General features: G+C 53.1%; 26 protein-coding genes and 1 tRNA gene. 14 read left to right on the forward strand and 13 right to left on the reverse strand.

Annotation, left to right across the window (positions count from 1 at the left end):
- Positions 1-82 precede the first annotated feature (82 nt).
- Positions 83-1,516: a 6-phospho-beta-glucosidase BglA gene (bglA, locus tag OGY62_RS21345; protein ID WP_115625884.1), complete on the reverse strand. Its 1,434-nt coding sequence runs from the start codon at positions 1,514-1,516 to the stop codon at positions 83-85.
- A gap of 121 nt (positions 1,517-1,637) precedes the next feature.
- Positions 1,638-2,366 (reverse strand): MurR/RpiR family transcriptional regulator, encoded by a 729-nt coding sequence (locus tag OGY62_RS21350; protein WP_049008977.1) that lies wholly within the window; start codon positions 2,364-2,366, stop codon positions 1,638-1,640.
- Positions 2,367-2,418: 52 nt separating this feature from the next.
- On the opposite strand from OGY62_RS21350, the gene yqfB reads away from it, so the two are divergent.
- Together yqfB and trhA are read left to right on the forward strand one after the other, a co-directional pair.
- The gene (yqfB, locus tag OGY62_RS21355; protein ID WP_049008973.1) at positions 2,419-2,730 is read left to right on the forward strand and encodes a N(4)-acetylcytidine aminohydrolase; all 312 of its coding nucleotides are present in this window, start codon (positions 2,419-2,421) and stop codon (positions 2,728-2,730) included.
- 161 nt (positions 2,731-2,891) lie between these two features.
- The gene (gene trhA, locus OGY62_RS21360) at positions 2,892-3,551 is read left to right on the forward strand and encodes a PAQR family membrane homeostasis protein TrhA (RefSeq protein WP_012135004.1); all 660 of its coding nucleotides are present in this window, start codon (positions 2,892-2,894) and stop codon (positions 3,549-3,551) included.
- Between the two features lie 151 nt (positions 3,552-3,702).
- On the opposite strand, the gene ygfZ is transcribed toward trhA, so the two are convergent.
- Positions 3,703-4,683 (reverse strand): tRNA-modifying protein YgfZ, encoded by a 981-nt coding sequence (gene ygfZ, locus OGY62_RS21365; protein WP_286460518.1) that lies wholly within the window; start codon positions 4,681-4,683, stop codon positions 3,703-3,705.
- A 256-nt stretch (positions 4,684-4,939) separates the two neighbouring features.
- Here ygfZ and sdhE point away from each other — a divergent pair, with 256 nt between their 5' ends.
- Positions 4,940-5,206: an FAD assembly factor SdhE gene (gene sdhE / locus OGY62_RS21370; protein ID WP_024130922.1), complete on the forward strand. Its 267-nt coding sequence runs from the start codon at positions 4,940-4,942 to the stop codon at positions 5,204-5,206.
- Entirely contained in the window at positions 5,187-5,594 is a 408-nt protein-coding gene (locus tag OGY62_RS21375; protein WP_286460519.1) for a protein YgfX, read from the forward strand. Before sdhE ends, OGY62_RS21375 begins: the two co-directional genes overlap by 20 nt.
- 97 nt (positions 5,595-5,691) lie before the next feature.
- Here the strand turns inward: OGY62_RS21375 and fldB are convergent, their stop codons facing one another.
- A complete protein-coding gene (fldB, locus tag OGY62_RS21380) occupies positions 5,692-6,216 on the reverse strand; it encodes a flavodoxin FldB (protein ID WP_012134999.1) in 525 nt (174 codons plus the stop codon).
- 103 nt (positions 6,217-6,319) lie between these two features.
- Here fldB and xerD point away from each other — a divergent pair, with 103 nt between their 5' ends.
- From xerD to lysS, 5 genes are all read left to right on the forward strand, one after another.
- Positions 6,320-7,216, forward strand: coding sequence for a site-specific tyrosine recombinase XerD (gene xerD, locus OGY62_RS21385; protein ID WP_012134998.1), 897 nt, complete (start codon positions 6,320-6,322; stop codon positions 7,214-7,216).
- Between the two features lie 23 nt (positions 7,217-7,239).
- Positions 7,240-7,953 (forward strand): bifunctional protein-disulfide isomerase/oxidoreductase DsbC, encoded by a 714-nt coding sequence (dsbC, locus tag OGY62_RS21390; protein ID WP_012134997.1) that lies wholly within the window; start codon positions 7,240-7,242, stop codon positions 7,951-7,953.
- 5 nt (positions 7,954-7,958) lie between these two features.
- Positions 7,959-9,692 carry a single-stranded-DNA-specific exonuclease RecJ gene (recJ, locus tag OGY62_RS21395; RefSeq protein WP_286460520.1) on the forward strand — a complete coding sequence of 578 codons (1,734 nt, stop codon included), beginning with the start codon at positions 7,959-7,961 and terminating at the stop codon, positions 9,690-9,692.
- 86 nt (positions 9,693-9,778) lie between these two features.
- Positions 9,779-10,877, forward strand: a protein-coding gene (gene prfB, locus OGY62_RS21400; RefSeq protein WP_096753903.1) for a peptide chain release factor 2 whose coding sequence is annotated in 2 segments (ribosomal slippage) — positions 9,779-9,853 and positions 9,855-10,877 — 1,098 coding nt in all. Because the reading frame shifts where the segments join, the coding sequence is not laid out codon by codon here.
- Positions 10,878-10,886: 9 nt separating this feature from the next.
- Complete coding sequence (gene lysS / locus OGY62_RS21405; RefSeq protein ID WP_012134993.1) at positions 10,887-12,404, forward strand: lysine--tRNA ligase; 1,518 nt, start codon at positions 10,887-10,889, stop codon at positions 12,402-12,404.
- 99 nt (positions 12,405-12,503) lie between these two features.
- Here the strand turns inward: lysS and idi are convergent, their stop codons facing one another.
- Positions 12,504-13,049: an isopentenyl-diphosphate Delta-isomerase gene (idi, locus tag OGY62_RS21410; protein WP_286460521.1), complete on the reverse strand. Its 546-nt coding sequence runs from the start codon at positions 13,047-13,049 to the stop codon at positions 12,504-12,506.
- Positions 13,050-13,249: 200 nt separating this feature from the next.
- Between idi and actS the strand changes: the two genes are divergently transcribed.
- Together actS and OGY62_RS21420 are read left to right on the forward strand one after the other, a co-directional pair.
- Positions 13,250-13,996 (forward strand): amidase activator ActS, encoded by a 747-nt coding sequence (gene actS / locus OGY62_RS21415; protein WP_058668057.1) that lies wholly within the window; start codon positions 13,250-13,252, stop codon positions 13,994-13,996.
- 79 nt (positions 13,997-14,075) lie between these two features.
- Positions 14,076-14,149: transfer RNA gene (locus OGY62_RS21420), tRNA-Gly, on the forward strand.
- A gap of 96 nt (positions 14,150-14,245) precedes the next feature.
- Here OGY62_RS21420 and OGY62_RS21425 read toward each other — a convergent pair.
- Genes OGY62_RS21425 through OGY62_RS21435 form a run of 3 tightly spaced genes read right to left on the reverse strand, consistent with a single transcriptional unit; the run spans position 14,246 to position 17,091 of the window.
- Positions 14,246-14,941, reverse strand: a complete 696-nt coding sequence (locus OGY62_RS21425; protein WP_049011223.1) for a LutC/YkgG family protein — start codon at positions 14,939-14,941, stop codon at positions 14,246-14,248.
- The gene (locus OGY62_RS21430) at positions 14,934-16,361 is read right to left on the reverse strand and encodes a LutB/LldF family L-lactate oxidation iron-sulfur protein (RefSeq protein ID WP_012134989.1); all 1,428 of its coding nucleotides are present in this window, start codon (positions 16,359-16,361) and stop codon (positions 14,934-14,936) included. The genes OGY62_RS21425 and OGY62_RS21430 overlap by 8 nt, the downstream gene beginning before the upstream one ends.
- A gap of 10 nt (positions 16,362-16,371) precedes the next feature.
- Entirely contained in the window at positions 16,372-17,091 is a 720-nt protein-coding gene (locus OGY62_RS21435) for a (Fe-S)-binding protein (protein WP_024130919.1), read from the reverse strand.
- Positions 17,092-17,583: 492 nt separating this feature from the next.
- Between OGY62_RS21435 and OGY62_RS21440 the strand changes: the two genes are divergently transcribed.
- The 3 genes from OGY62_RS21440 (at position 17,584) to OGY62_RS21450 (ending at position 19,773) form a co-directional block, all read left to right on the forward strand.
- A complete protein-coding gene (locus tag OGY62_RS21440) occupies positions 17,584-19,137 on the forward strand; it encodes an L-lactate permease (RefSeq protein ID WP_058668056.1) in 1,554 nt (517 codons plus the stop codon).
- 121 nt (positions 19,138-19,258) lie between these two features.
- A complete protein-coding gene (gene yjdI, locus OGY62_RS21445) occupies positions 19,259-19,489 on the forward strand; it encodes a 4Fe-4S mono-cluster protein YjdI (protein WP_047461459.1) in 231 nt (76 codons plus the stop codon).
- 11 nt (positions 19,490-19,500) lie between these two features.
- A complete protein-coding gene (locus OGY62_RS21450) occupies positions 19,501-19,773 on the forward strand; it encodes a GNAT family N-acetyltransferase (protein WP_047463941.1) in 273 nt (90 codons plus the stop codon).
- Positions 19,774-19,786: 13 nt separating this feature from the next.
- Here OGY62_RS21450 and OGY62_RS21455 read toward each other — a convergent pair whose 3' ends face one another.
- Genes OGY62_RS21455 through OGY62_RS21475 form a run of 5 tightly spaced genes read right to left on the reverse strand, consistent with a single transcriptional unit; the run spans position 19,787 to position 25,759 of the window.
- A complete protein-coding gene (locus tag OGY62_RS21455) occupies positions 19,787-20,569 on the reverse strand; it encodes a fimbria/pilus periplasmic chaperone (RefSeq protein ID WP_286460523.1) in 783 nt (260 codons plus the stop codon).
- On the reverse strand, positions 20,535-21,872 hold the full coding sequence (gene stbD / locus OGY62_RS21460; RefSeq protein WP_286460524.1) for a fimbrial usher protein StbD: 1,338 nt from the start codon (positions 21,870-21,872) through the stop codon (positions 20,535-20,537). The genes OGY62_RS21455 and stbD overlap by 35 nt, the downstream gene beginning before the upstream one ends.
- A gap of 3 nt (positions 21,873-21,875) precedes the next feature.
- On the reverse strand, positions 21,876-24,443 hold the full coding sequence (locus tag OGY62_RS21465) for a fimbrial outer membrane usher protein (protein ID WP_286460525.1): 2,568 nt from the start codon (positions 24,441-24,443) through the stop codon (positions 21,876-21,878).
- Complete coding sequence (locus OGY62_RS21470; protein ID WP_199971858.1) at positions 24,424-25,173, reverse strand: fimbria/pilus periplasmic chaperone; 750 nt, start codon at positions 25,171-25,173, stop codon at positions 24,424-24,426. Before OGY62_RS21470 ends, OGY62_RS21465 begins: the two co-directional genes overlap by 20 nt.
- Before the next feature lie 52 nt (positions 25,174-25,225).
- Positions 25,226-25,759: a fimbrial protein gene (locus OGY62_RS21475; RefSeq protein WP_012134978.1), complete on the reverse strand. Its 534-nt coding sequence runs from the start codon at positions 25,757-25,759 to the stop codon at positions 25,226-25,228.
- Positions 25,760-26,542: the final 783 nt, after the last annotated feature.

The raw sequence follows: 26,542 nt of genomic DNA on the forward strand, positions 1-26,542 counted from the left end.
GCGCAAGCGCTACCCGGCTTTTTTTTATTCGGAGACAGAACTTGTAGGCCGGATAAGGTATTAGCCGCCACCCGGCAAAAAATTACAGCTTCTCGCCGTTGCTGGCGATAACCTCTTTATACCAGGTAAAACTTTTCTTCCGCGAGCGCGCCATATCGCCGCTGCCGTCGTCATGCTTATTCACGTAAATAAAACCGTAACGCTTGCTGTATTGTCCGGTCGTGAATGACACGCAGTCGATGCAGCCCCACGGCGTATAGCCCATCAGATCCACGCCATCATACGTCACCGCTTTCATCATCTCTTCTACGTGAGCACGCAGATAGTCGATGCGGTAATCGTCGTTGATGCTGCCGTCTTCTTCCACTTTGTCGTAGGCGCCAAACCCATTTTCCACAATAAACAGCGGTTTCTGATAGCGTTCATACAGCTCGCACAGGGAATAACGCAGGCCGACCGGGTCAATTTGCCAGCCCCAGTCGGAGGCTTTGACGTGCGGATTCGGCACGCTGCCCTCGAAGCCGGAAATGGCATCGCCGCTGCCGCCTTCCGCTTTTACTGCATTAGTCATGTAATAGCTGAAGCCAAGGTAATCGCAGGTGCCTTCGCGCAGAATCTCCGCGTCGCCAGCGTCCATGTTGATGTTAAAGCCGCGACGTTCCCATTCGTTCAGTACATAAGACGGGTAGTAGCCGCGTAGCTGAACGTCGGTAAACACATAGCGCTCGCGCATGGATTCCTGCGCGAACATGACATCTTCTGGCTTACAGGAAAACGGATAGAGCGCGACCATCGCCAGCATACAGCCGACCTTCATCTCCGGGTTGATGCGGCGTGCCGCCTTCACCGCCAGCGCGCTGGCGACGAACTGGTGATGCAGCACCTGATACATGGTTTCTTCCGGGTTTTCATGCTCGGTATACACCACGCCAGAACAGCAGTAGCCAAACAGCGGCGCGCGCCAGTTGCGCTGGTTGTTGATCTCGTTGAAGGTCATCCAGTATTTGACTTTGTGCTTGTAGCGCTCAAATACCACCTCCGCGAAGCGGACGAAGAAATCCACCACTTTACGGTTGGTCCAGCCGCCGTATTGCTGTACCAGATGCAGCGGCATTTCAAAGTGGGAGAGGGTGATGACCGGTTCGATGTTGTATCTGAGCAACTCATCGAACATATCATCGTAGAATTTCAGCCCTTCTTCGTTCGGTTGCGTCTCGTCACCCTGCGGGAAAATGCGGGTCCAGGCGATGGAGGTGCGAAAGCATTTAAACCCCATCTCGGCGAACAGCTTAATGTCTTCTTTATAGTGACCGTAAAAATCGACCGCTTCATGGTTCGGATAATATTTACCCGCTACGACCTGTCGGGTGATTTCACGCGGTACGCCATGCGCTCCGCCGGTCAGCACATCACAGATGCTCGGCCCTTTGCCGCCTTTGTTCCAGCCGCCTTCAACCTGATGAGCGGCAACTGCGCCGCCCCATAAGAAATCTTTTGGTAAGGTGAGTTTTTTCATTGTTGCTCAATCTCAAATTAATACAATCTGGTTTTGAGTCTAACAAAGGAAGGCAAAAAGTCACGATATAACAAAATGGCGCTGGTGTAATTTGTTACGCTCAAAAAACAAATTGTTTTTTTTACGCTAATTTTTTCGCCAGCTTACGGCCTAATGATTCAAGAATATAGATAACGGGGATCTGCGTTGTAATATCATAAACGCCAGCAATACGGGTTTGTGGTACATGCCAGGAGAGATTAAAATCAGCCAGCTTTGCCAGCGCCGAGTGTTCATGGCTGGTAATCGACAGCACTTTGCAGTTGTGCAGGCTGAACTGGCTGGCAAAGCGCAGGATCTCCGCAGTCTCTCCCGATACTGAAAGCACAATCGCCAGCGCGTTTTTTGCCATATCGTTGGTGACCGGAAAATAAGGATCATCAATATGATTACTGAATTTCCCGACGTTAGAGAAAAAACGTGCGCCATATTTTGCCAGCGCGCCGGAAGTTCCTGCGCCGACAAATATAATACGTTCGGAAGATAAAATGATATCGACAGCCTGATTGAGTAATTTATCAAATTCATCGTTATTGACGCTTTTAAAGAAACTGATAATTTCGCTGGCGCCAAAATTAGCCTGTTGCGGCTCATCCTGCTCTAAATATAATTTAAAGCGCACGCGGAATTCAGAGTAGCCGTCACAGTGAAGTTTGCGACAAAAGCGCAGCACGGTGGTGGTGGAAACGCCCACGGCATCAGCCAGTTCGCGAATGGTCATGTACATGACTTTGTCACGGTTTTTGATGACATAGTTGTAGACCAGCATCTCAAGATTGTTGAGACTGGCGATGGCAGCGTGGGAGAACATACTCACAATGGCAAAACTCACTCATCAGACTTCATCTACAGGGAATAATAACATGCAGCCAAATGACATCACTTTTTTTCAGCGTTTCCAGGATGACATTCTGGCCGGACGCAAAACTATCACCATTCGTGACGAGTCCGAATCACACTTCAAAGTCGGGGATATTCTACGGGTTGGACGCTTCGAAGATGAGGGTTACTTCTGCACAATTGAGGTTGTTGGCACCTCAACCGTCACGCTGGACACGCTGACGGAAAAACATGCCCGGCAGGAAAACATGACGCTTGAAGAACTTAAACATGTGATTGCCGGGATTTACCCGGATCAGACGCAATTTTATGTGATTGATTTTAAATGCCTTTGATTTTAATGAACAACTGTTAGTTGAAAAATAAGTTTCAACATCATGATTTAAAAAGATTAATCTTAAGTTGATATTTATTTTAGCTAACAGGTGTTCACTGGAACCATTCTCAGTTACGCTAGGAACGCTATCACGATTGTGAACGTTCTTTGGAGTAAGCTATGGTTCAGAAACCATTAATCGCACAGGGATATTCGCTGGCAGAGGAAATTGCCAATAGCATCAGCCACGGTATTGGGTTGGTGTTTGGTATTGTCGGTCTGGTGCTGTTACTGGTTCAGGCGGTAGACGCGAATGCCAGTGCAACGGCTATTACCAGCTACAGCCTGTACGGCGGCAGCATGATCCTGCTGTTTCTTGCTTCAACCCTCTACCACGCGATTCCGCATCAACGGGCGAAGATCTGGCTGAAAAAATTCGACCACTGCGCTATCTATCTGCTGATTGCCGGAACCTATACGCCGTTTTTGCTGGTGGGGCTGGATTCGCCGCTGGCGCGTGGGCTGATGATTGTCATCTGGAGCCTGGCGCTGCTCGGTATTTTATTCAAGCTGACTATTGCCCACCGGTTTAAGGTTCTCTCGCTGGTAACGTATTTAACGATGGGGTGGCTGTCGCTGATTGTGGTTTATCAACTGGCGATCAAACTGGCGGCGGGAGGCGTGACGCTGCTGGCGGTCGGCGGCGTGGTCTATTCGCTAGGCGTGATTTTCTACGTCTGCAAACGCATTCCCTATAACCATGCAATTTGGCACGGGTTTGTGCTGGGCGGCAGCGTGTGCCACTTTCTGGCGATCTATCTGTATGTAGGGCAGGTCTGACACACTGTTGCCGGATGGCGGCTACGCCTTATCCGGCCTACGAGGGATGGGGCCTGAAACCCAACTGCCGGATGGCGGCTAATACCTTATCCGGCCTGCATGGCGCACTGAACCGTAGGCCTTAAAGCTGCGCGCCATCAGGCGTATTTTTTTACTCTTCCAGCGAATAGGGCAGCGGTACGATGTGCAGGGTATTCGCATCATCGCGTACGCGAAATACGCTGTCAGCTTCCATATCGTTGTTCATGACCACCTGCACCAGAACCTGGCCGTCATCCAGTTGCACTGCTGCAAGAACGGTGCCGGTACGACGCCAGTTCTCACCCATCTGCAACTCCAGATCTTCTCCGGCTTCCGGTACGCGGCTGGCTTTACCCGCCAGAGACCAGAGCGCGCGTTTGTTCGCACCGCGGAATTTTGCCCGGGCGACCATCTCCTGCCCGCTGTAGCAGCCTTTCTTAAAGCTGATGCCGCCCAGCGCCTGTAGGTTGGTTGCCTGCGGTATAAATTGCCCGCTGTTCGCGGAGTCAATGACCGGAATGCCCGCTTCAATATCCAGCGCCAGCCACTGCTGGCTGTTGTTCAGCGCCGCTTCGCCGCGCAGTTTTTCAGTCAGGGATTCAGCCGTGGCGACATCTGTAATCAGCAGAAAACGTTCTGCCGGATGTTCAAACCAAAGCAGGGTGGACGCCCCTTCGCTCACGACCTGCTTTTCGCTGTTGGGTAACACGCTAAAGATATTCGCCAGCGCTGCGCGAGCCTGAAAACCAGCGATACCGAGCAGAACACGCTCATCGTCAGGCGCGATCGCGACTTTAGAGAACACGGCGTATTTTTTCAGCTCGGTTAGTTGGGCCTCGCGCAGACTGCGGCGTTCGATCCAGGCAAAACCGTCGCCGTCGCGGAACAGACGCAGGTTGCTCCACATCTTCCCTTTTGCATCGCAATGGGCGACCAGTAAGTGTTGCTGTTCGGTAAGCTGGTTGACGTCCGCGGTGACCTGACCTTGCATATACTTCTCGCTGTCGGCGCCGGTGATTGAGGCCAGCGCCCAGTCATCGAGAGTGATCAGCGTCAGAGGCAAACGGGCTGACGCGGACGGTTGACGAGGAGGAAAAGGTGTAAAAGCCATAATAATGTCCTGATTTGCTTAACGCAGTAATAGTGACTAATGGTAAAAGAGCTATAGCCCATTGCAAGCGGTTTAAACATCCCATTTGTGCCTTATCGCCCGCTTTGCGAGGCGCGATGCAAAATCGATGAACCCTTTGACTTAATGTGGTTTTATTTGCCGATCATGCTTCCGTTTATGGAGATTCCCGTAAAAGAACATGAAAAACACGTTACAATAGCCGGGTACTTCATTTTCGCGAGACAGGAAGAAGAACATGGATATTAATAACAAAGCACGTATTCATTGGGCATGCCGTCGCGGTATGCGTGAGCTCGACATTTCCATCATGCCGTTTTTCGAACATGAGTACGATAACTTAAGCGATGAAGAAAAATGCATCTTTGTTCGTTTGCTGGAATGCGACGATCCTGATTTATTTAACTGGTTGATGAACCACGGTAAACCGGGTGATGCAGAGCTGGAACAAATGGTGAAACTCATCCAGACACGGAATCGGGAACGTGGTCCTGTGGCAATCTGATTTACGCGTCTCCTGGCGCGCACAATGGCTCTCTTTGCTCATTCATGGGCTTGTCGCCGCATTGGTTTTATTGATGCCCTGGCCATTGAGCTACACGCCGCTCTGGCTGATATTGCTTTCGCTGGTGGTGTTCGACTGTGTGCGCAGTCAGCGGCGGATTAATACCCGGCAGGGCGAAATTAAACTGCTGATGGATGGGCGTTTACGTTGGCAAGGGCAAGACTGGACGATTCAGAGCCCACCCTGGATGCTTAAAACCGGCATGATGCTGCGTTTGCGCGCCGACAGCGGGAAGCGTCAGCACTTGTGGCTGGCGGCAGACAGCATGGATGACGCCGAGTGGCGGGATTTACGGCGGTTAATGTTGCAACAGGCGACGCAGGGGTAACGCCAACGAAGGCCTGATGGCGCGCAGCTTTAAGGCCTACGGTTCGGTGCGCCATGCAGGCCGGACAGGGCGTTCACGCCGCTATCCGGCAAAACGGTCAGCAGGAATAGTGCTCTGCCATCTCACCGAGAATTTGCTCGCACCAGGCCTGGATGCGCTCATCGCTGAGATCGTACTGGTTGGTTTCATCCAGCGCCAGGCCGACAAAAAGTTGCCCATCGGCAATGACCGGTTTCGGGCTGGTGAACTCATAGCCTTCGGTAGGCCAGTAGCCGACAAATTTAACGCCTTTGGTGACAAGTTTGTCATGCAGCATACCCAGCGCATCCAGGAACCACTCGCCGTAGCCCAACTGGTCGCCCATGCCGTAGAGCGCGACAATTTTGCCTTCCAGCTTGAGATCGTCCAGTTGATTCCAGACGGCTTCCCAGTCTTCCTGTATTTCACCAAAATCCCAGGTCGGAATGCCTAAAATGAGCACATCGTACTGCTCCATTAAGGTCGGAGAGTCATCCTTGAGGTTGTGTAATGTGACCAGTTCCGGGCCAATAATGTCGCGAATTTTTTCCGCTGCCATTTCGGTATAGCAGGTGCTGGAACCATAAAAAAGGCCGATATTCATGACGTACTGCTCTCGATTCTTGCGATGACGATGCGGCTAGTGTACCAGAAAGGCGTCGGCTTCAGGCATAATGGCGTTGATTTAACACGCAGAGGGGCCCGAGATGGATAAGGATCTGGCGCGTATCGAGCAGTTTCTCGATGCCCTGTGGCTGGAGCGTAATCTGGCGGAAAATACGCTGAGCGCGTATCGGCGCGACTTGTCGATGGTGGTCGAATGGTTGCATCATCGTGGAAAAACGCTGGCGACGGTGCAGAGCGATGATTTACAAACGCTGCTGGCGGAACGTATGGATGGCGGGTATAAAGCCACCAGTTCCGCACGATTGTTGAGCGCCACGCGGCGCTTCTTTCAGCATCTGTACCGTGAAAAATTTCGTGAGGACGATCCGAGCGCGCAGCTCGCGTCGCCCAAACTTCCGCAGCGTTTGCCAAAAGATCTCAGCGAAGCACAAGTTGAGAGATTATTACAGTCGCCAGTTGTTGACCAACCGCTGGAATTACGCGACAAAGCAATGCTGGAAGTGCTGTATGCGACGGGCCTGCGCGTTTCTGAGCTGGTCGGGCTGACCATGAGCGATATCAGCCTGCGCCAGGGCGTCGTGCGGGTTATCGGTAAAGGCAATAAAGAACGTCTGGTGCCGTTGGGCGAAGAAGCGGTGTACTGGCTGGAGACGTATCTGGAGCACGGGCGCCCGTGGCTGTTGAACGGTGTGTCGATTGACGTTTTATTTCCCAGCCAGCGGGCGCAACAAATGACGCGTCAGACCTTCTGGCACCGCATTAAACACTATGCCGTGCTGGCGGGAATCGACAGCGAAAAGCTGTCGCCGCACGTTTTGCGTCACGCTTTCGCCACCCATTTGCTGAATCATGGCGCTGACTTACGCGTTGTACAGATGCTGCTTGGGCATAGCGATCTCTCGACCACACAAATTTATACTCATGTCGCAACGGAGCGCTTGCGTCAACTTCATCAACAGCATCACCCGCGAGCGTGAGTGCTGACAGGAAAGGATAGGTTATGAAAAAACGTTTTATGATGTTCACCCTGCTGGCGGCGGCATTTTCGGGAATGGTTCATGCGGACGATGCAGCCATTCGCCAGTCGCTGACTAAGCTGGGCGTGCAGAGCACGGAAATTCAGCCCGCGCCGGTTGCAGGCATGAAAACCGTGCTGACCAACAGCGGCGTGCTGTACGTCACCGACGATGGCAAGCATATTATTCAGGGGCCGATGTATGACGTCAGCGGCGCGTCGCCGGTAAATGTCACCAATCAGTTGCTGATGAAACACCTGAATGCGCTGGAAAAAGAGATGATTGTTTACAAAGCGCCGCAGGAAAAACACGTCATCACCATCTTTACCGACATCACCTGCGGCTACTGTCACAAGCTGCATGAAGAGATGAAAGACTATAACGCGCTGGGGATTACCGTGCGTTATCTGGCCTTCCCGCGCCAGGGGCTGGAAAGCCAGGCCGAGCAGGATATGAAGTCCATCTGGTGCGCGAAAGATCGAAACAAAGCCTTTGATGAGGCGATGGCGGGCAAAGGCGTGAAAGCCGCCACCTGCGATATCGATATCGCCAATCATTATGCGCTGGGCGTGCAGTTCGGCGTGAGCGGCACGCCAGCGATTGTGCTGAGCAACGGCTATGTGGTGCCTGGCTATCAGGGGCCGAAAGAGATGAAGGCGTTCCTTGACGCGCACCAGAAACAGACCAGCGGTAAATAATTCGCGTGAAACAACAGATACAACTTCGTCGGCGTGAGGCCGACGAGACAACTGAGCTGCCTGCTGACCTGCCGCCGCTGCTGCGCCGTTTATACGCCAGCCGGGGCGTACGCAGCGCGCAGGAGCTGGAGCGCAGCGTAAAAGGGATGCTGCCGTGGCAGCAGCTTAGCGGCGTCGAAAAGGCGGTTGAGATCCTCTATAACGCGTTTCGCGAGGGGACTCGCATCGTCGTCGTGGGCGATTTTGACGCGGATGGCGCCACCAGTACGGCGCTTAGCGTCCTCGGTATGCGTTCGCTGGGCTGTAACAATATCAGCTACCTGGTGCCAAACCGTTTTGAAGATGGCTACGGATTAAGCCCGGAAGTGGTCGATCAGGCGCATGCTCGCGGCGCGCAGCTGATTGTGACGGTGGATAACGGTATCTCTTCTCATACCGGTGTGGAACATGCCAGAGCGTTGGGGATTCCGGTGGTGGTGACCGATCACCATCTGCCGGGCGATACGCTACCTGACGCAGAAGCCATCATTAACCCGAATCTGCGAGATTGCGATTTCCCGTCGAAGTCGCTGGCAGGCGTTGGCGTGGCGTTCTATCTGATGCTGGCGCTGCGCACTTTCCTGCGTGATAAAGGCTGGTTTGATGAGCGTGGCATTACGCCGCCGAATCTGGCGGAACTGCTCGACCTGGTCGCGTTAGGCACGGTGGCGGACGTGGTGCCGCTGGACGCCAATAACCGCATCCTGACGTGGCAGGGGTTGAGCCGTATCCGCGCCGGAAAATGTCGCCCAGGCATTAAGGCGCTGCTTGAGGTGTCGAACCGCGATCCGCAGAAGCTGGCGGCCAGCGATTTAGGCTTTGCGCTTGGGCCGCGTCTGAATGCCGCAGGGCGGCTGGATGATATGTCCGTCGGCGTGGCGTTGCTGCTGTGCGATAACATCGGCGAAGCGCGGGTGCTGGCGAATGAACTGGATGCACTGAACCAGACGCGTAAAGAGATCGAACAGGGGATGCAGGCGGAAGCGCTGACCCTGTGCGAGAAACTGGAACGCAGCCGTGAAACGCTGCCTGGCGGCCTGGCGATGTATCATCCAGAATGGCATCAGGGCGTGGTCGGCATTCTGGCTTCGCGCATTAAAGAGCGCTTCCATCGCCCGGTGATTGCCTTTGCGCCCGCCGGTGACGGTACGCTGAAAGGTTCCGGTCGTTCCATTCAGGGGCTGCATATGCGCGATGCGCTGGAGCGTCTGGATACGCTGTATCCGGGGATGATGCTCAAATTCGGCGGCCATGCGATGGCGGCAGGATTGTCACTGGAAGAGACGCAGTTTGAACATTTCCAGCAGCGTTTTGGCGAGCTGGTGACTGAGTGGCTCGACCCATCGTTGCTACAGGGTGAAGTGGTTTCTGACGGCCCGCTGAGCGTGGCTGAGATGACGATGGAAGTGGCGCAACTGCTGCGTGACGCAGGGCCGTGGGGGCAGATGTTCCCGGAACCGCTGTTTGACGGACGTTTTCGCCTGTTGCAGCAGCGGCTGGTCGGCGAACGCCACCTGAAAGTGATGGTCGAACCGGTTGGCGGCGGCCCGCTGCTGGACGGCATTGCGTTTAACGTTGATACCGCCTGCTGGCCGGATAACGGCGTACGCGAAGTTCAGCTTGCCTATAAGCTGGATATCAACGAGTTTCGCGGCAACCGTAGCCTACAGCTGATCATTGATCACCTCTGGCCAAATTGACAACAGTATATTAATAAGAGCGCGAATCCGGTAGAATTCCGCTCTTATCACTGCATTTTGACTAGTCCAATAAAAGAAATCAGACCATGTTTGAAATTAACCCGGTAAATAACCGCATTCAGGACCTCACGGAACGCTCTGACGTTCTTAGGGGGTATCTTTGACTACGATGCCAAGAAAGAGCGTCTGGAAGAAGTAAACGCCGAGCTGGAACAGCCGGATGTCTGGAACGAACCCGAACGCGCGCAGGCGCTGGGCAAAGAGCGTTCCTCCCTTGAAGCGATTGTCGACACCCTCGACCAAATGACTCAGGGTCTGGAAGATGTTTCCGGGCTGCTGGAGCTGGCTGTAGAAGCCGACGACGAAGAAACCTTTAACGAAGCCGTAGCTGAACTCGATACGCTGGAAGAAAAGCTGGCGCAGCTGGAATTCCGTCGTATGTTCTCCGGTGAGTATGACAGCGCGGATTGCTACCTCGATATTCAGGCAGGTTCCGGCGGTACTGAAGCGCAGGACTGGGCAAGCATGCTGGAGCGTATGTATCTGCGCTGGGCAGAAGCGCGCGGCTTTAAAACCGAAATTATTGAAGAGTCTGAAGGTGAAGTCGCGGGGATCAAATCCGTCACCATCAAGATTTCCGGCGAATACGCCTATGGCTGGCTGCGTACCGAAACCGGCGTTCATCGCCTGGTGCGTAAGAGCCCGTTCGATTCCGGCGGTCGTCGTCATACCTCGTTCAGCTCCGCGTTCGTCTACCCGGAAGTTGACGATGATATTGATATCGAAATCAACCCGGCAGACCTGCGTATCGACGTTTATCGCGCATCCGGCGCGGGCGGTCAGCACGTTAACCGTACAGAATCTGCGGTACGTATTACGCACATCCCGACCGGGATTGTGACGCAGTGCCAGAACGACCGTTCCCAGCACAAAAACAAAGACCAGGCCATGAAGCAGATGAAAGCGAAGCTTTATGAACTGGAGATGCAGAAGAAAAATGCCGAGAAACAGGCGATGGAAGATAACAAATCCGACATCGGCTGGGGTAGCCAGATTCGTTCTTATGTCCTTGATGACTCCCGCATTAAAGACTTGCGTACCGGGGTTGAGACCCGCAACACGCAGGCGGTGCTGGATGGCAGCCTGGATCAATTTATCGAAGCAAGTTTGAAAGCAGGGTTATGAGGAACCAACATGTCTGAACAACACGCACAGGGCGCTGACGCGGTAACCGATCTTAACAACGAACTGAAAACGCGCCGCGAGAAGCTGGCTAGCCTGCGCGAGCAGGGTATCCCGTTCCCGAATGATTTCCGTCGCGATCACACCTCAGACCAACTGCACGCTGACTTCGACGCGAAAGAGAACGAAGAACTGGAAGCGCTGAACATCGAAGTGTCCGTTGCGGGCCGTATGATGACCCGTCGTATTATGGGTAAAGCGTCTTTCGTTACGTTGCAGGATGTCGGCGGCCGTATTCAGCTGTACGTTGCCCGTGACGATCTGCCGGAAGGCGTTTACAACGAGCAGTTCAAAAAATGGGATCTGGGCGATATCCTCGGCGCGAAAGGGAAGCTGTTCAAGACCAAAACCGGTGAGCTGTCCATCCACTGCACCGAACTGCGTCTGCTGACCAAAGCGTTGCGTCCGCTGCCGGATAAATTCCACGGCTTGCAGGATCAGGAAGCGCGCTATCGCCAGCGTTACCTGGATCTCATCTCTAACGATGAATCCCGTAACACCTTTAAAGTCCGTTCACAGATTATGGCGGGTATTCGTCAGTTCATGGTGGGCCGCGGCTTTATGGAAGTAGAAACCCCGATGATGCAGGTGATTCCTGGCGGTGCGGCAGCACGTCCGTTTATCACCCATCACAACGCGCTGGATCTGGACATGTACCTGCGTATCGCGCCGGAACTGTACCTGAAGCGTCTGGTGGTTGGCGGCTTCGAGCGTGTGTTCGAAATCAACCGCAACTTCCGTAACGAAGGGATCTCCGTTCGTCATAACCCAGAGTTCACCATGATGGAACTCTATATGGCGTATGCGGACTATAAAGACCTGATCGAACTGACCGAATCGCTGTTCCGTACGCTGGCGCAGGATATTCTGGGCAAAACTGAAGTGCCTTACGGCGATGAAGTGTTCGACTTCGGCAAGCCGTTCGAAAAACTGACCATGCGCGAGGCTATCAAGAAATACCGTCCTGAAACGGATATGGCCGATCTGGATAACTTCGACTCCGCCAAAGCGATCGCTGAATCTATCGGCATCAAGGTTGAGAAAAGCTGGGGCCTGGGCCGCATCGTAACTGAGATCTTCGAAGAAGTGGCGGAAGCGCACCTGATTCAGCCGACCTTCATCACCGAATATCCGGCAGAGGTTTCTCCGCTGGCGCGCCGTAACGACGTGAACCCGGAAATCACCGACCGCTTTGAATTCTTCATCGGCGGCCGTGAAATCGGTAACGGCTTTAGCGAGCTGAACGATGCAGAAGATCAGGCGCAGCGTTTCCAGGATCAGGTTAACGCGAAAGAAGCCGGTGACGACGAAGCGATGTTCTACGACGAAGACTACGTTACCGCTCTGGAGCACGGTCTGCCGCCGACAGCGGGTCTGGGAATTGGTATCGACCGCATGGTAATGCTGTTCACCAACAGCCACACCATCCGCGACGTGATTCTGTTCCCGGCGATGCGTCCGGTAAAATAAGACGTGAGATGCCGGATGGCGGCTTCGCCTTATCCGGCCTACGTTTTGCTCCTCTGTAGGCCCGGTAAGCACAGCGCCACCGGGCACAAAGCCAGTAAATTACCCCTGGTTATACTCCCGCAACAACTCACGCGCCTTGTCGTCAGACGCCTGCAACACCATCCACGGACTGAACGCCCACGGCGCCGCGCTCAATGCTTGCAGTACAGTTTCCAGGCTGCTCCACTGGTAGTCCATCACTTCATCCGGGTTTACCTGTAGCGCACTGGTCACCTGCGCGGCGTATACCGGACAGACCTCATTTTCCACGATGCCATTCGGGTCAGTTGCCCGATAGCGAAAATCTGGATAGACGGGCGTCAGGTTGGTAATTTCGACGCCAAGCTCAAAACGGCTGCGTCGGATAATTGCCGCTTCAGTGCTTTCTCCCTGCTGTGGGTGCCCGCATACTGAGTTGGTCCAGACTCCCGGCCACGCTTTTTTACTGAGCGAGCGGCGAGTGACCAGCAATTGCCCCTGCGCGTTAAACAACCAGCATGAGAAGGCGAGATGTAAAAGGGTATCAGAGGTATGAGCCGCATATTTCTCCAGTATGCCGTCAGGATTACCCTGCTCATCCAGCAATATGACATGTTCCCCGGTCATAAAAACTCCTGAATATGAAAATAGCCGCATACTGCTGCAAGCCATATACTCTGGCAACTAGCGTAGTCTATATAGGGTGGAAAGGCATTACCAAAAGTAGCGGTGGCAAGAAGGAGATATCGTGACACCGATGGCAATACATTGGGCATCTGGCTTTTGGCTGCTATGATAAGGCGTTTGAAATGTTGCGAGGAATAGTTTTGAGTGCAGGACGCCTGAACAACAAGAGCCTGAGTATTGTGATGCTGCTTTGTGCAGGCTTGCTTTTAGCGGGCTGCTCCAGCAATCAATCTTCTGATTCGGGTTCCGTCTATACCGTTAAGCGGGGAGATACGCTCTACCGCATTTCGCGCACGACGGGAACCAGCGTGAAAGAACTTGCCCGACTGAACGGTATTTCCCCGCCTTACACCATTGAGGTAGGGCAAAAACTGAAACTGGGCGGCGGGGCGAAGCGTTCTGGTTCATCGCGTGCGACCACGGCGAAATCCTCTACGAAAACGGCGGCAGTCAGACCGTCCTCTTCTGTGCCGCAATCTTCCTGGCCTCCGGTAGGGCAACGTTGCTGGCGCTGGCCTGCCAGCGGCAAAGTCATTTTGCCTTATTCAACGGCGGAAGGCGGCAATAAAGGCATTGATATATCCGCCGCGCGCGGCACGCCGATTTATGCGGCAGGGGCAGGGAAGGTGGTTTATGTCGGCAACCAGTTACGCGGTTACGGGAACCTCATCATGATTAAACATAATGAGGATTACATCACCGCTTATGCCCACAACGACACGCTGTTAGTTAACAACGGGCAGAGCGTGAAAGCCGGGCAGAAAATTGCCACAATGGGGAGCACTGATGCGGATTCTGTTCGCTTGCACTTCCAGATTCGCTACCGCGCAACAGCGATTGATCCACTGCGTTATTTACCGCCGCAGGGGAGCAAACCAAAATGCTGACGGTGAATTAATCGCCAGTCAGTGAGCAAGCACCTTGTCAATAAGAGCGTAAGGTTTATAATGCCTTACGCATCTCGAAGCGGGCGTAGTTCAATGGTAGAACGAGAGCTTCCCAAGCTCTATACGAGGGTTCGATTCCCTTCGCCCGCTCCAGCTTCAAGTTTCCTGAATTCCGCATTCAACGCCCAACAGGATTAACTGCCCGCTATTATGGCGTCCGTGCCAGTAGTGCGGTCATTAACAGTCGTATCAACAATCTTCAATAATCAGATATACCGCCTTAACCGGGCCATGCACGCCGACCACCTTGATCAGTTCGATATCCGCCGTTGAGCTGGGGCCACTGATGATGTTAATACACGATGGCATGCGTTCACCGGCCTGCGCTTTCTGATGCAGTTTTTCCGCCAGTTGCGCCACGCGTGGCAGGATAGTGCTCTTGCGCAGCACGAAAATCGAGGACTCCGGCAGCAGGCTTAATGAACGCCCGCGCTCCGGCGCGGAAAACAGCACCACGCCGCCCGATTCCGTTAAGCCGTATTCGGCATACACTACGCCGACTTTCGCTTGTTCGGCCTGGGTAACATTCTCTGCTCCCCGGGTCGGGTCCCAGACCACGGCGTTGCATTCCTGCTGCAAGCGTTCGGTGATCCCCAGTTCAACCAGTCGGCTATCGCCGCTGAGCACCACCGATTTATGCCCCAGTTCTTCACACAGGCGTAACGCCGCTTCCGGCGCCTGCGCTTCGCTGGTCAGTTCGCAGCGTACCAGCATGACATCACTCGCAAACTGGATAAACGCGTCGCAGCGCTGCTGCTGGCTAAGTTCGGTCAGTCGCTCGTTCGCATAGTTGTTAACCGGCAGCGTATCTGCCTGCGGTTCGAATCGCAGCGGGCGGCCCAGCGCCTGGGCGATGGTGTTTAAAAACGCGCTACGGTTATCCATTCTTTTTCTCCTCTGCCTGATGTTTCTTAAACCAGCTACGGAAACTCTCTCCGTCAGCATCAGGGAGATCTCGCGCCTCCATCCAGTCACCAATAGCGCCGACTTTAAGCGGCGTTTTACCGCCATTAATAAACCAGCTTGCCGCATGGGCGCCCGCCATCATCCCGACTTTCCACAGCCCAGGATGGCTATTGGCATAAGCGAACATTTTGATCGCCCGTCGCTCGGCTTTCGGGGTAATGCCCTCTTCGGCCATCACTCGGCGATGGCGCAGGATCAGTTTTGACAGCGGAATGCGCACCGGGCAGACGCTGTCGCAGGCCGTGCATAATGAACAGGCATACGGCAGATCTTTAAAATCCTTATAACCGCCGAGCAGCGGGGAAATCACCGCGCCGATAGGGCCGGGATAGATTGAGCCATAGCCGTGTCCACCAATGTGGCGGTATGCCGGGCAGGTGTTCATACAGGCTCCGCAGCGAATGCAGCGCAGCACGTCGCGAAATTCAGAACCGAGTACCTGGGAACGCCCGTTATCCACAATAACCAGGTGGAACTCTTCCGGCCCGTCAACGTGGCCTGCCTCGCGTGGGCCGGTCAGCCAGGTGTTGTAACCTGTCAAACGTGCGCCAACGGCGCTGCGCGCCAGCATGGTGATCAGTACATCCACGTCGGCAAAGGTGGGGGCGATACGCTCCATCCCCATCACCGCAATGTGCGTTTTCGGCAGCGTGGTACACATCCGCGCATTGCCTTCGTTGGTCACCAGGCACACCGAACCGGTTTCCGCCACGGCGAAATTACAGCCGGTAATACCGATTTCAGCGCTGAGGAAATCCTCGCGGATCTTCTGGCGGATGAATAAGGTCATCGCTTCTGGCGTTTCCGGGCCGTCATAGCCCAGACGTTCATGCAGTACGCGACGGATCTGATAGCGATCTTTATGGATTGCCGGAACCACAACGTGTGAAGGCGGGTCCTGATCCAACTGGAGAATATACTCACCCAGATCGGTTTCGATCACCTGAATTCCGGCATCCTGCAACACATGATTGACGCCAATCTCTTCGGTCACCATCGACTTGGACTTCACTACCTTGCGCGCGTTTTTACTTTGTGCGACCTGTAAAATGTAGCGGGTGGCTTCTTCTTTGGTTTTGGCGAAATAGACGTGTCCGCCGTTTTCCGTCACTTTCTCGGTGAGTTGATACAGGTAAGCGTCGAGATTACTCAGAACATGGTCGCGGATCTGGCTGGCACGGTCACGCCATTCGTCCCAGTGCCCTAATTCATCGACCATTTTTTGCCGATTCGCGCCGATACGCTCCTGCGCATTGGCCACGGCTTTGCGCATGATCGGATCTTCAATTTGCTGACGAATGCGCAGTTTAAATTCTACATCGCTGGTTTTTATCGACATCTCTTTCCCCTCAGCGGCTCATCAGCACTTCAGCAATATGCATCACTTTGACCGGCTGGCCTTCCCGTTGCAGTCGACCGCCAATGTTCAGCAGGCAGCTGACGTCTGCGCCAATCAAATATTCAGGCCGGGCATCCATCAGGTGTAAGACTTTCTCTTTCACCATCTCGCCGGATATTTCGGCCATTTTGACCGAGAACGTCCCGCCAAATCCGCAGCAGGTATCCTGATCGGCAAACGTCAACAGCTCCAGCCCGCGCACGTTTTTCAGTAGCGTGAGCGGCTCTTCCTTCACTCCCAGCTTGCGGGTCAGGCTACAGGATGGGTGATAGACGGCTCTGCCCTGAAGGCTGGCTCCCACATCCACCACACCCAGTTTATTAACGATAAAGGAGGTGAGATCCTGCATGCGCGCGGCGACCTTTTCCGCACGTAACGCCCATTCAGGCTCATCGACCAGATATGTTGGGTAGCTTTTTACCGCGTAGGTACAGGAGCCAGCAGGAGAGATAATCGGGTCGTCGTTGTCTTCCAGCGCTGCGATCAGGTTTTTCATCCCAGGGATCGCTTCTTTGATGTAGCCGCTGTTGATGGCTGGCTGGCCGCAACACCCTTGCTTCTCAGGGAAATTAACGCGGCAGCCCAGTTTTTCCAGCAGCAATACGGAGTCTCGTGCCATCCGTGATTTCAGCGCGTCACCAATACAGGTAACAAAGAAATTTACATTCACAATCAATGCTCCATTGCTTCACTTCTATTTAGCCCCGATGGCAACCGGCCACCGGGTCATAAATCAATAATAAAAACGACCATTGTTTTTCGGTTTATCCTACTCTATGTTCATTTGTATGACAAAATAGAATAATCCACCAATCAATACCCATATGCAATACCCGGGTTTATTTATTTCGGCATCGCTCACATTTTTATAATGAAAACTACAGCGATGTGAACGTCCGAAAAATAGTTTCAAGTGATTACTAATTTCGTCAATATCATTATTAAACAGGTTGTTAAATAACTATTTATAGGTATCTGTCTTGCTCTTAAGTATATTTGCCTGGCATTGAATTTTAATTAAAAGATTACAATAGTTACAAAACTACAAATCATAATTACTTTATTCACTGAAGCGATTCAGTTTACATATTTCATTTGACCGGCAATGTAGCCTCCCCACCATAAATATAAATCAGGTTTAATGAACCAATCAGGAATAGTAATGAACGAATATTTTATGTTTGCCCTGGCACTTTCTCCTTTGCTGCTTATGGTATTTTTAATTCTGAAATTGAAAATGCCCATCCATTATTCAGTTTTGATTTCGTTGGCATTCACTGCCGCGCTGTCTGCAATATTCTGGGACATGCCAGTACAAAATCTTAAAGCCTCGATGGGTTATGGCGCACTGAAAGGATTATGGCCGATCGTGATTGTGATCCTCGGCGCTATATTCAGTTATAACGTCATGCAGGCGACCAAAGCGCTGGATATTCTCCGCGATATTCTCGCCAGTATTAGCGAAGATAAGCGTATTCAGGTACTGCTGATTTCGTGGTGTTTCGGTGGATTCCTTGAAGCGGCTGCCGGGTACGGTACGGCGGTCGCGATACCTATCGGTATTCTCATCGCGCTGGGATTCAACCCACTGAAGGCAGCAATTGCTTCACTTGTGGCCAACACCGTACCCACGGCGTTCGGGGCGGTTGGTATTCCGGTCTCTATCCTGGCTGAACAGGTTAATCTGCCGGTTTACACCTTAGGCGGAACGATTATTCTGCAATTAGCCCTTTTTAATATCCTGCTGCCGTTTGTCATAATTTGCATTATTGGCGGTGGCCTGAAAGCCATTCGCGGCGTGTTCCTTATTACGCTGCTTTGCGGTATCACAACGCTTGTTCCGCAGTATTTTGTCGCCATACATCTCGGGGCAGAATTACCTGCCTTTGCCGGCAGCCTGGTCAGTCTTTTTGCCGTCGCAATTGCCAGCCGCCTGCGCAAAGGGAAAACAGATCCCGAGTGGCGCATTGAAGTCAGCCACACCCGTGAAACGACGCCGCGCTCGGCGAAAGTGCTGTTCCGGGTCGGTTCTATCTATCTGTTTATTTTTGTCTTTATTCTGCTGTGCTCGCCGTTATTCCCAACGATAAAAGCGGCGGCTTCTCAGTTGGCTTCGGTGCTGCATTTTACGCTGGCCGATGGCAAAACGCTGGCGCTGAAAGTTGAATGGGTCACCACGCCCGGAATGTTGATTATCTTTGCGACCATTATTGGCGGTTTTATTCAGGGGGCATCAGCACGCGGTATGCTGGAAGTGTTTGTCAAAACCGTATTCCAGCTTAAAAATTCCATTGTTGCGATTATGGCGATCGTCGCTCTGGCAACGGTAATGGATCTCAGCGGTATTATCTCCACGCTGGCCCAGTCGATTGTCGATCTGACCGGAAGCTCGTACGTTTTTCTCGCTCCGGTGATTGGTGCGCTGGGAACGTTTGTTACCGGCAGCGACACCAACTCGAATATTCTGTTTGGCAAACTACAAACCATTGCCGCCAGTAAATTAAATATTGATCCAAACTGGCTGGCTGCGGCAAATACCTCCGGCGCAACAGGCGGGAAAATGATTTCACCGCAAAGTATCGCCATTGCGGTTTCGGCAACCAAAATGGAGGGACAGGCGAATCAGATAATGTCCGGCACTATGAAGTACTGCTGTGCCTATATTGTGATCCTTGGATTAAAAGTTGGTCTCTTTTATTACTGGTTTATGACTTAACGTTATTTTGCGCAACGACGACTGCTCATCAACTGGCAAATGCCTCTGTTTTCCTGTAGCCACGCCACTTTGACGGGGCTATGCTTACTAGCGAAAACATAACAATTACAGAGGCAATGTCATGGATCAGGAACTACTGGATGCGGGTTACCGGGCCTATACCGGCGAGAAAATCGATGTCTATTTCAATACGGCCATTTGTCAGCATTCGGGTAATTGCGTGCGCGGTAGCGCGAAGCTCTTTAATCTGAAACGTAAGCCGTGGATCATCCCGGATGAAGTGGATGTGGCAACGGTTGTGCGTGTTATTGATACCTGTCCGAGCGGCGCGCTGAAATATCGCCAGAAATAAGTGAGGAAATGATGGAGATACTCGAAGGCCACAACAAATTTTATGTGAATGATGCTGCGGGTAATCAGGTCGCCGAAATCGTATTTGTACCGACGGGCGAGCATCTGAGCATTATTGAGCATACGGATGTCGATCCCAGCCTGAAGGGGCAGGGCGTCGGTAAACAGCTTGTCGCGAAGGTAGTTGAAAAGATGCGCCAGGAGAACCGCAAGGTTATTCCACTTTGTCCTTTCGCCAAACATGAGTTTGATAAAACGCGCGAGTATGACGATATCCGCGCCTGATGCGTTTTACCGGTCATCGCCGTGGGTTTCTGCCCACGGTATTTTCCGGCGCTCCGCTGTTTATTATCGGTTTCTCATAAACCCAGCGATTACCGTGGTCGTTGATAAGCTCGTACCTGACGGTACGACAATGTCCTGCCTTCCCGGATAATGCTAGCGGTTGTGAAGACAGCGGAGCGATCATCAGCGGCGTTGCGCTGGCGTTGTCGCACACCAGCGCTGCCAGCGTGATGTACCACGGCGTCGGGTTATTAACATAAAGCTGCGCCTCCTGCGGCTGGAATGTGAAGGTCAGCCGTTCGCCATCCTGCTCTCTCAATGGCCCAACGCCCTGTGGACGAATAAACACTTTCATGCGGATGCGCAGCGGCAGCACGAGTTTTTGCCGCGTTTTCGCGTCCTGATCGGTCATCGGCGGGATTTGGTAGATATTCAGCCAGTAAAGCGACTCCCGCTCGCGCGCTAACCCAGGTTTCTCTGCGAGCTGTAACTTTACCGTCCGAATTTCCGTCGGCTGCATTTTGAATACGGGCGGTATCGCGACGATGGGCGTGATGGTCTCAGCAGGCTGACTCAGCGGATCGCCTTCATCCGTCCAGATTTGAACCAGGGCAGGGTGCTGCGCTGAATTTGCCAGCGCCAGCGAATAATGGCTCTCCCCGGCGTTAAAAATAACGCGGGTCACTTCCGTATTGACCACGGCCCGTGCGGGGGGCGCTGTCCATCCTGTCCAGACGATAAGAAGCGTGTATGTGGGCCAGTTACTGAAAACTGACCACCACCTGGAGCTGTGCATAGACCGTTCCTGCTGTCACGTTTTCCCCCGGAATCGCTTCCAGAGAGGCGGTAAAGTCGCCGCTGTAGAGGCTGGTTGAGCCGCTGGCGGTTTGCGTGGTCAGATCCTGATAGCCGTACCAGCCGCCCGTGTTGCCCGTGGCTGTGGCTATTTGGTTGGGCAGAAGATTCAGCGCATTGCCATTTTGCTTGTCGCTGTAGAGGCGAATGCCGACGCCTGATGCAACGCCGTTTACGCCATAATGATTGTCGAGTAGCCATGTATAGGCGCCGGAACCGGTCTTGAGGCCCAACTGAGAGGCCGCATTGGCTGCGGTGGGATTGCTGACCAGGAATCCCATCGCTACATATGCTCTTAAGCTGGTGGACGCCGTCGTGCCGGACAACGCCCCGGTTTCGCATTCGACGCTAATGCTAAAAGGAGCCTGACTGCTGCCGCCGCTGATGAGTTCGCCAACGCTGGTAGGCGGTAACCTGACAATGGCAGGATAGTCGTTGACCCGGCAGGCGGCGCCGCGCACGAACACGGTCTGGCTGGTTAACGTCCAGCCGCCGGGCCACTGCGCTGCGCCCCAGCCGCTATAGTTGGTTCGGCTGTCAGCGCCCTCGAAAAGCCCTGAACTCATGCCGCCACCGTGGAAAGCAATATAGCCTGCCGGTCCCGCGTAGGGATAGGTATAACGGTTGGAACCATCAACGCCTCTGGCGCTGTCATCAACCCGAAACAGTTCAACAAATACGTCGCTAAAGGCGCTGGCTGGGATGTAGATATAGGTGCCGTCATTGAACATTTCACTTTCCGGGATTGCGCGCGCTTTCCAGTAACGGGAGTAATATTCTCCGGTTTTTAGATTGGTCAGCCTGACCGCCACGTTTTTAACGTAGGTGTAGTAAGCGCCGTCGATTCCCGGTACGTCGACCATGCCTCCCCAGTAATCGTCGCCGTTGGTGGCGTAGTATTCATATACCTGGCCGATTTCGGAAACGGTACAGCGAAACATAATCTGATTGGCCGTGACGCCCTGCGTTCGTCCATTGGGGACGAAACTGGCAGCGGCGCTGCCCAGCAACGTGCCTTCGCTCTGAAATCCCGTCCCGTTGCTTAAGGTAATGACGCCGGGCAAGCCCAGTTTCCCTTTTACATCGCCATCCCCCACGCCGCCCCAACTGGCGCCCACATAGCCTGCGTCTTTCGCCGCCTGAGAAAGGGGGCTGGCTGACGTAACCTTGATGCAGGCGGACAAGGCGGGATGCGCAACCATGCCGCTGAATAACAGGCCGTAAAAGAGCTGTCTGATTTTCATACGTTATTCCTGACGACAAGGTAGTGTGAGCTGATACAGCGGCGCATGCGTTTTAGCCGGTAGTTGATACCAGACCTGGCATCGCTGCGTGGATTTTTGCCCCCACTGTACGAACAGCACGCCGGATTGTTCCGCCAGTCGGGCGTAAATTTGCCCGCCCTGGCCGACCATTCCCACGGATTCGCCGTGGCCGTCCGTCACGTCAGCGCCCATCGGCGGCTGGTCGCCATCGGGAAGCGTTGTGTTGATGAGCGCCGCTTTACCGCTGGTGGTCGTGAATTTCACGCGAGAAATCGCGCCGGCGTAGGGCACGATGCGCTTGCTGCCGCTCTGTAGCTCAACTTCGGCATTCATGTTTCCGCTGTCCAGACTTACGGTGTTATAGCGATAGGGGGTCATGGAAGGGAGCAGGGCATAGCCGAAATAATCGACCGTTGCGCCTTGCCCGTTACGTACCGCCGCGCCGCGTGCGCCTGGCGCTTCGATAAGCGCGAACGTATCGCTGGTGTAGGGGCCAGCGGTGATCCCGCCGCGGTGGGCGACCAGCGTGCCGGACATCCCCAGACCATATTGCTGGTAATCGCTGCCGCGGGAGGCAAAGCCGCGAAACGCGCCGACGGCGGTTCGTTGCTCCACGTTGCCGCCCCAGGTTGCGCTGCTGCCGTCGTGCTTATCTCGCTCCAGACCGCTATAAACGGCCCAGGATGTGGCGCTGTTCTCGCCCGTGGCGCCGCTTATCCCCACCGTGGCGGTGCGAACGTCGCGGCTGCGATTCATATCCAGATTTAGCTGCGTGCGGCTGGCGCCAACATCGAAGGGGATGGAGATCCCCAGTGAAAGCGTGTTTTCGGTGTATTTACGCTGGTTTTCGCGGTCAAAATCCTGGTCGTTTACGCTGGTGTCGTAGCGGCTGGCATAACTGCTGCGCTGTCTGGCGGCGCTAAGATTAAAGGTGATGTTGCGCCAGCTGTTGCTGTAGCCAAACTGGAGTTGGGTGATGCGCGACGCGTCGCTGTAGTAATCTGACGTACTGCCGGTGAAGCTAAGCATGCCCCAGTCGCCCATCGGCTGGCTGAGCGTGGCGGAAAAGTTATTACGCTGGTGCAGCGTATCCGAATAATACGCCACGCTGTTTTTCTGCTGACGGCGCACGCCCAGCACATCCTGCAAATCACGATAACCGCTGGTGGAGTAACGATAGGCCGCCAGCACCAGATTTGTGCCGGTGGTAAACGTTTTGCTGTAGCTGGCCTCAATGCGCCAGCCCTGCTCGTTATCGTCGTTTTCGACTCTGGTGTTTGAGTAAACGGTATTGAGGCCGAATGCCCCGACGGATGTTGCCATTACCCCGCCCAGCAGAAACGCCTGATAATCATCGGCCAGCCGTGAACCCAAATTGGCGGTTAGCGTGTTGCTCATCCCGCGCTGCAAAACGCCTTCGACAAATTTATTCTCCACGCTGTAGTAGTGGCGAACGTAGCCCATTGCCAGCTCATAGTTCCAGTTTCCCGGTCGAACGGAATCAGGAACCGCCGAGTAGGGAACGGTAAAACTTGAGATTTGCCCGTTCGCTTCGATGACATCGACGGCCAGATCGCCCTGGCCACGGGTATTGTAGAGATCGTTAATAACAAAAGCGCCGGGCGCGACGGTGGTTTCGTAAATCACTTTACCCTGCTGGCGTACCACCACGCGGGCGGTTGTGGTCGCCACGCCGCGCACTTCCGGCGCGTAACCGCGTTTGCCCTGCGGCCACATCCGTTGATCGGTGTTCAGTTTTATGCCGTTGAATGAGAGACTGCCGAACAGGCTGCTGTTGGTGTAATTGTCCCCAAACGCTATCACGCTCTCAAACTGAGGAAGAGGGCGCTGAAGCGCGGTCGCTACCGCATTGTATTTGTAGTGGCTACCCGTCTGGTTGTCATCGGCATAGCGGAGGTTCCCCTGATGGCGAAATTGCCACAGCCCGATGTTGAAACCGCCATTGATATTGCTCCACAGGTAGTCGTAGCGCAGGTGTGAGTCTGTATTTTCCGTATGATAAAAATTGGTATTGTGGCGCAAAAACAGCGCGGTCTCTCCGGCGTCCCATTCGGAAACGGGAATATACCCCCGGGGAGCGTGGTAAAGCCCGGCCTGAGGAATCGTCATATTCAGGCGCAGCTTCGCCATATCCACTTGCCAACTGATTTTTTGCCCGGTCTCGCTGATGCGCAGACAGTGCGGCGTTGAAGACGCCGCAGAGGAGCGCGTGCGAATCGCGCTGGCGCGAACCACCTCAAACGGCAGACAGGGTTCGACGGCGCTATCCGGCGTGGCGGATGCGATAAGTTCGATCTTTTCCTGCTGGCGAATCAACTGGTTATTAAGATAAACATCCAGCACGTATTCACCAGCAGGCACGCTGTCTTGGGTATGATTAAAGCGCTGGAGATCCAGACCATGACCGTATGCGGACCCCTGGAGCAGCGCGGGATCAAAATAGTAATCAGCCCTGGCCGCAGCGGAAAATGCCGTAACGCATACCATCAGGCCGAAACCCGCCGGGCGATTAAAGAGGAAAATCTTCACTGATTCTGGCTCCCTGATCGTTAATCAACGTGATGCGAACACGCTGATTTGCAGCCGATCGGGCGTCGGTAAAGACATAACGCTCACTGCTGAAAGGGGCAATCATGCCTGCTTTTTGGGCGCGGGTTTCTGAGGCATTGATCAACTGTAGCCCGGCAATGGTGATGTAATAAGGCTGATTATTTTTAATGGTGATGCCGGTTTGACCTGTCCGCGTGACCTGAAGGTTCGCCAGCATTTTTTGTGGATTACCGTTTAATTCAGCCGGACGATAAAATAACTTCACCCGGTTACGTAGCATGATCAGCAGGCTGTTTTGATTGCCCTGATCCGGGCTACGTTGGCCCACATTCGCGGGCGGAACCTGCATAAAATTAAAATAGAACAGAGATTCCCTGTCTTGTGGCAGGGACTGGGCCGCCGTAAAAACAATCCGAATAATTTGCCCTTCGCCGGGTTGAATACGAAATACCGGCGGCGTGGCGATAAAGGGAAGTTGAGCTGATTTCTCCGGCCCGTCTGCCATATTGCCGTTATCGAACCAGGTTGAGACCACATAAGGGAAGGAATCTTTATTCTTTAAATGAACATCGACAGAGTTGGCTGAGCCATTATAAATAATTCGCGTCCCGGTCATGGTAATACTGGCGGCGACGTGTTCACTCCAGAGTGTAAAAAAGATAAACAGAAACCCCGCGAGAGAATACAGGGCGTCGCGAATGGGGTTCATTTATTACTCCCTGGTCGAAAGAGGGCGGGACGAAATTCCCGCCTGGGTTAAATTACTGGTAAGAAACCGCGTATTGCATGGAGGCTTGTACCGTACCGGTGGTTGCTGCGCCCCCTGAGTAATATTGGGCCTTGTAGGTTGCCGTGGCTGATGTCTCATTTGCCGCCAGCGCTAAATCTCCGCCGCCATTAAACGCGTTGCGAAAATCGATCTCTGTATCGCTGGTGTCGAGGATCTGAATTTCAACATCGCTCGCCGAGCCATTGCTGGCCAGGTTTCCGGTCGTGGCGCTGATGTTGTTCCCGACGAAGACGGTTGAAATATTGATCCCAGAGGCTGAGCCGGTGCATCCGCTGACGCCGATGTCGAAGGTTGTTTGTCCTGCAACCTGATTGGTGTTCAAGGTGTTTACCGTGACGGTAGGCAGTAAGACGACAGGTGAGGCCTCAGAACCATTTACCGATACGGAACAGGTTTCATCAGAAACTTCTCCCATAAATGTAATGGTATTATCAGAAGCCAGCGCGCCCGCAGAATAGATCGCGGAGATCACCAGCGCCGGAATTAGGGCACGATTCAGTTTCATAACTAAACTCCATTTTCATTCAGTCGTGTTGATTTACCCTGAGAATTCAGAGTGTTCCCAATGCTCAGGGACATTCATAAAAATGGCACTGTGCTGGAATGTTGCTGTATTAAGTCAGTGTTGGCGAAAATATTGGTATTAATCCTGGTGTTGAGGCGTTGAAATAGAAAAATGTGCTGCTGCACGCGCCTTCTCAGTTTTTATTCAACAATGCGTCCCAGGCGACAAATAGCCCATCTGAAAATATATCTTTTTTCTTATGCCGGAATTTTAACGACAGTAATCTTAAATATGAAAATCGTTTAAAACATCCGAATAAATCTTTTGTAATAGGTGGTGGCTATTAAAAACTGGAAATAGATCGGTTGCGTCGATATTAAGATAATTAGATATTCGCTTTATTGGTATTAATGATTTAGCCGTAAAGTCGTTCCATGTCGGTGTGTTAATTAATTGAATGTGTGATGTAAATAGATACCGGTTTTATAATAATCATCAGCATCACTATACTGTTTCTGTTGCTGACTATTAGGTGCGCACTCTTTACTTTAGGAATTTTATTTTATTTTGTTGGATCTTTTGGAGCTTAAAAGGCTTAGTTTCCAATAAACCCCATTTGATTAAGATCAACAATTGATGCAATCGTATTTAAGTTGCCAGTTGATATAGTGCGTTTTGTTCGCATGAAGTGTGTTTTCTGCGCGGAATTATGCTGATGTTGAGCGTGGGAGAGAACAATTTTTCCGCAATAAATCCGCAATGCCTGCGCGCTTGTCGCAAAAG

Origin of the sequence: Citrobacter sp. CK198, assembly GCF_030333295.1 — a bacterium.
GTDB lineage: Bacteria > Pseudomonadota > Gammaproteobacteria > Enterobacterales > Enterobacteriaceae > Citrobacter_B > Citrobacter_B koseri.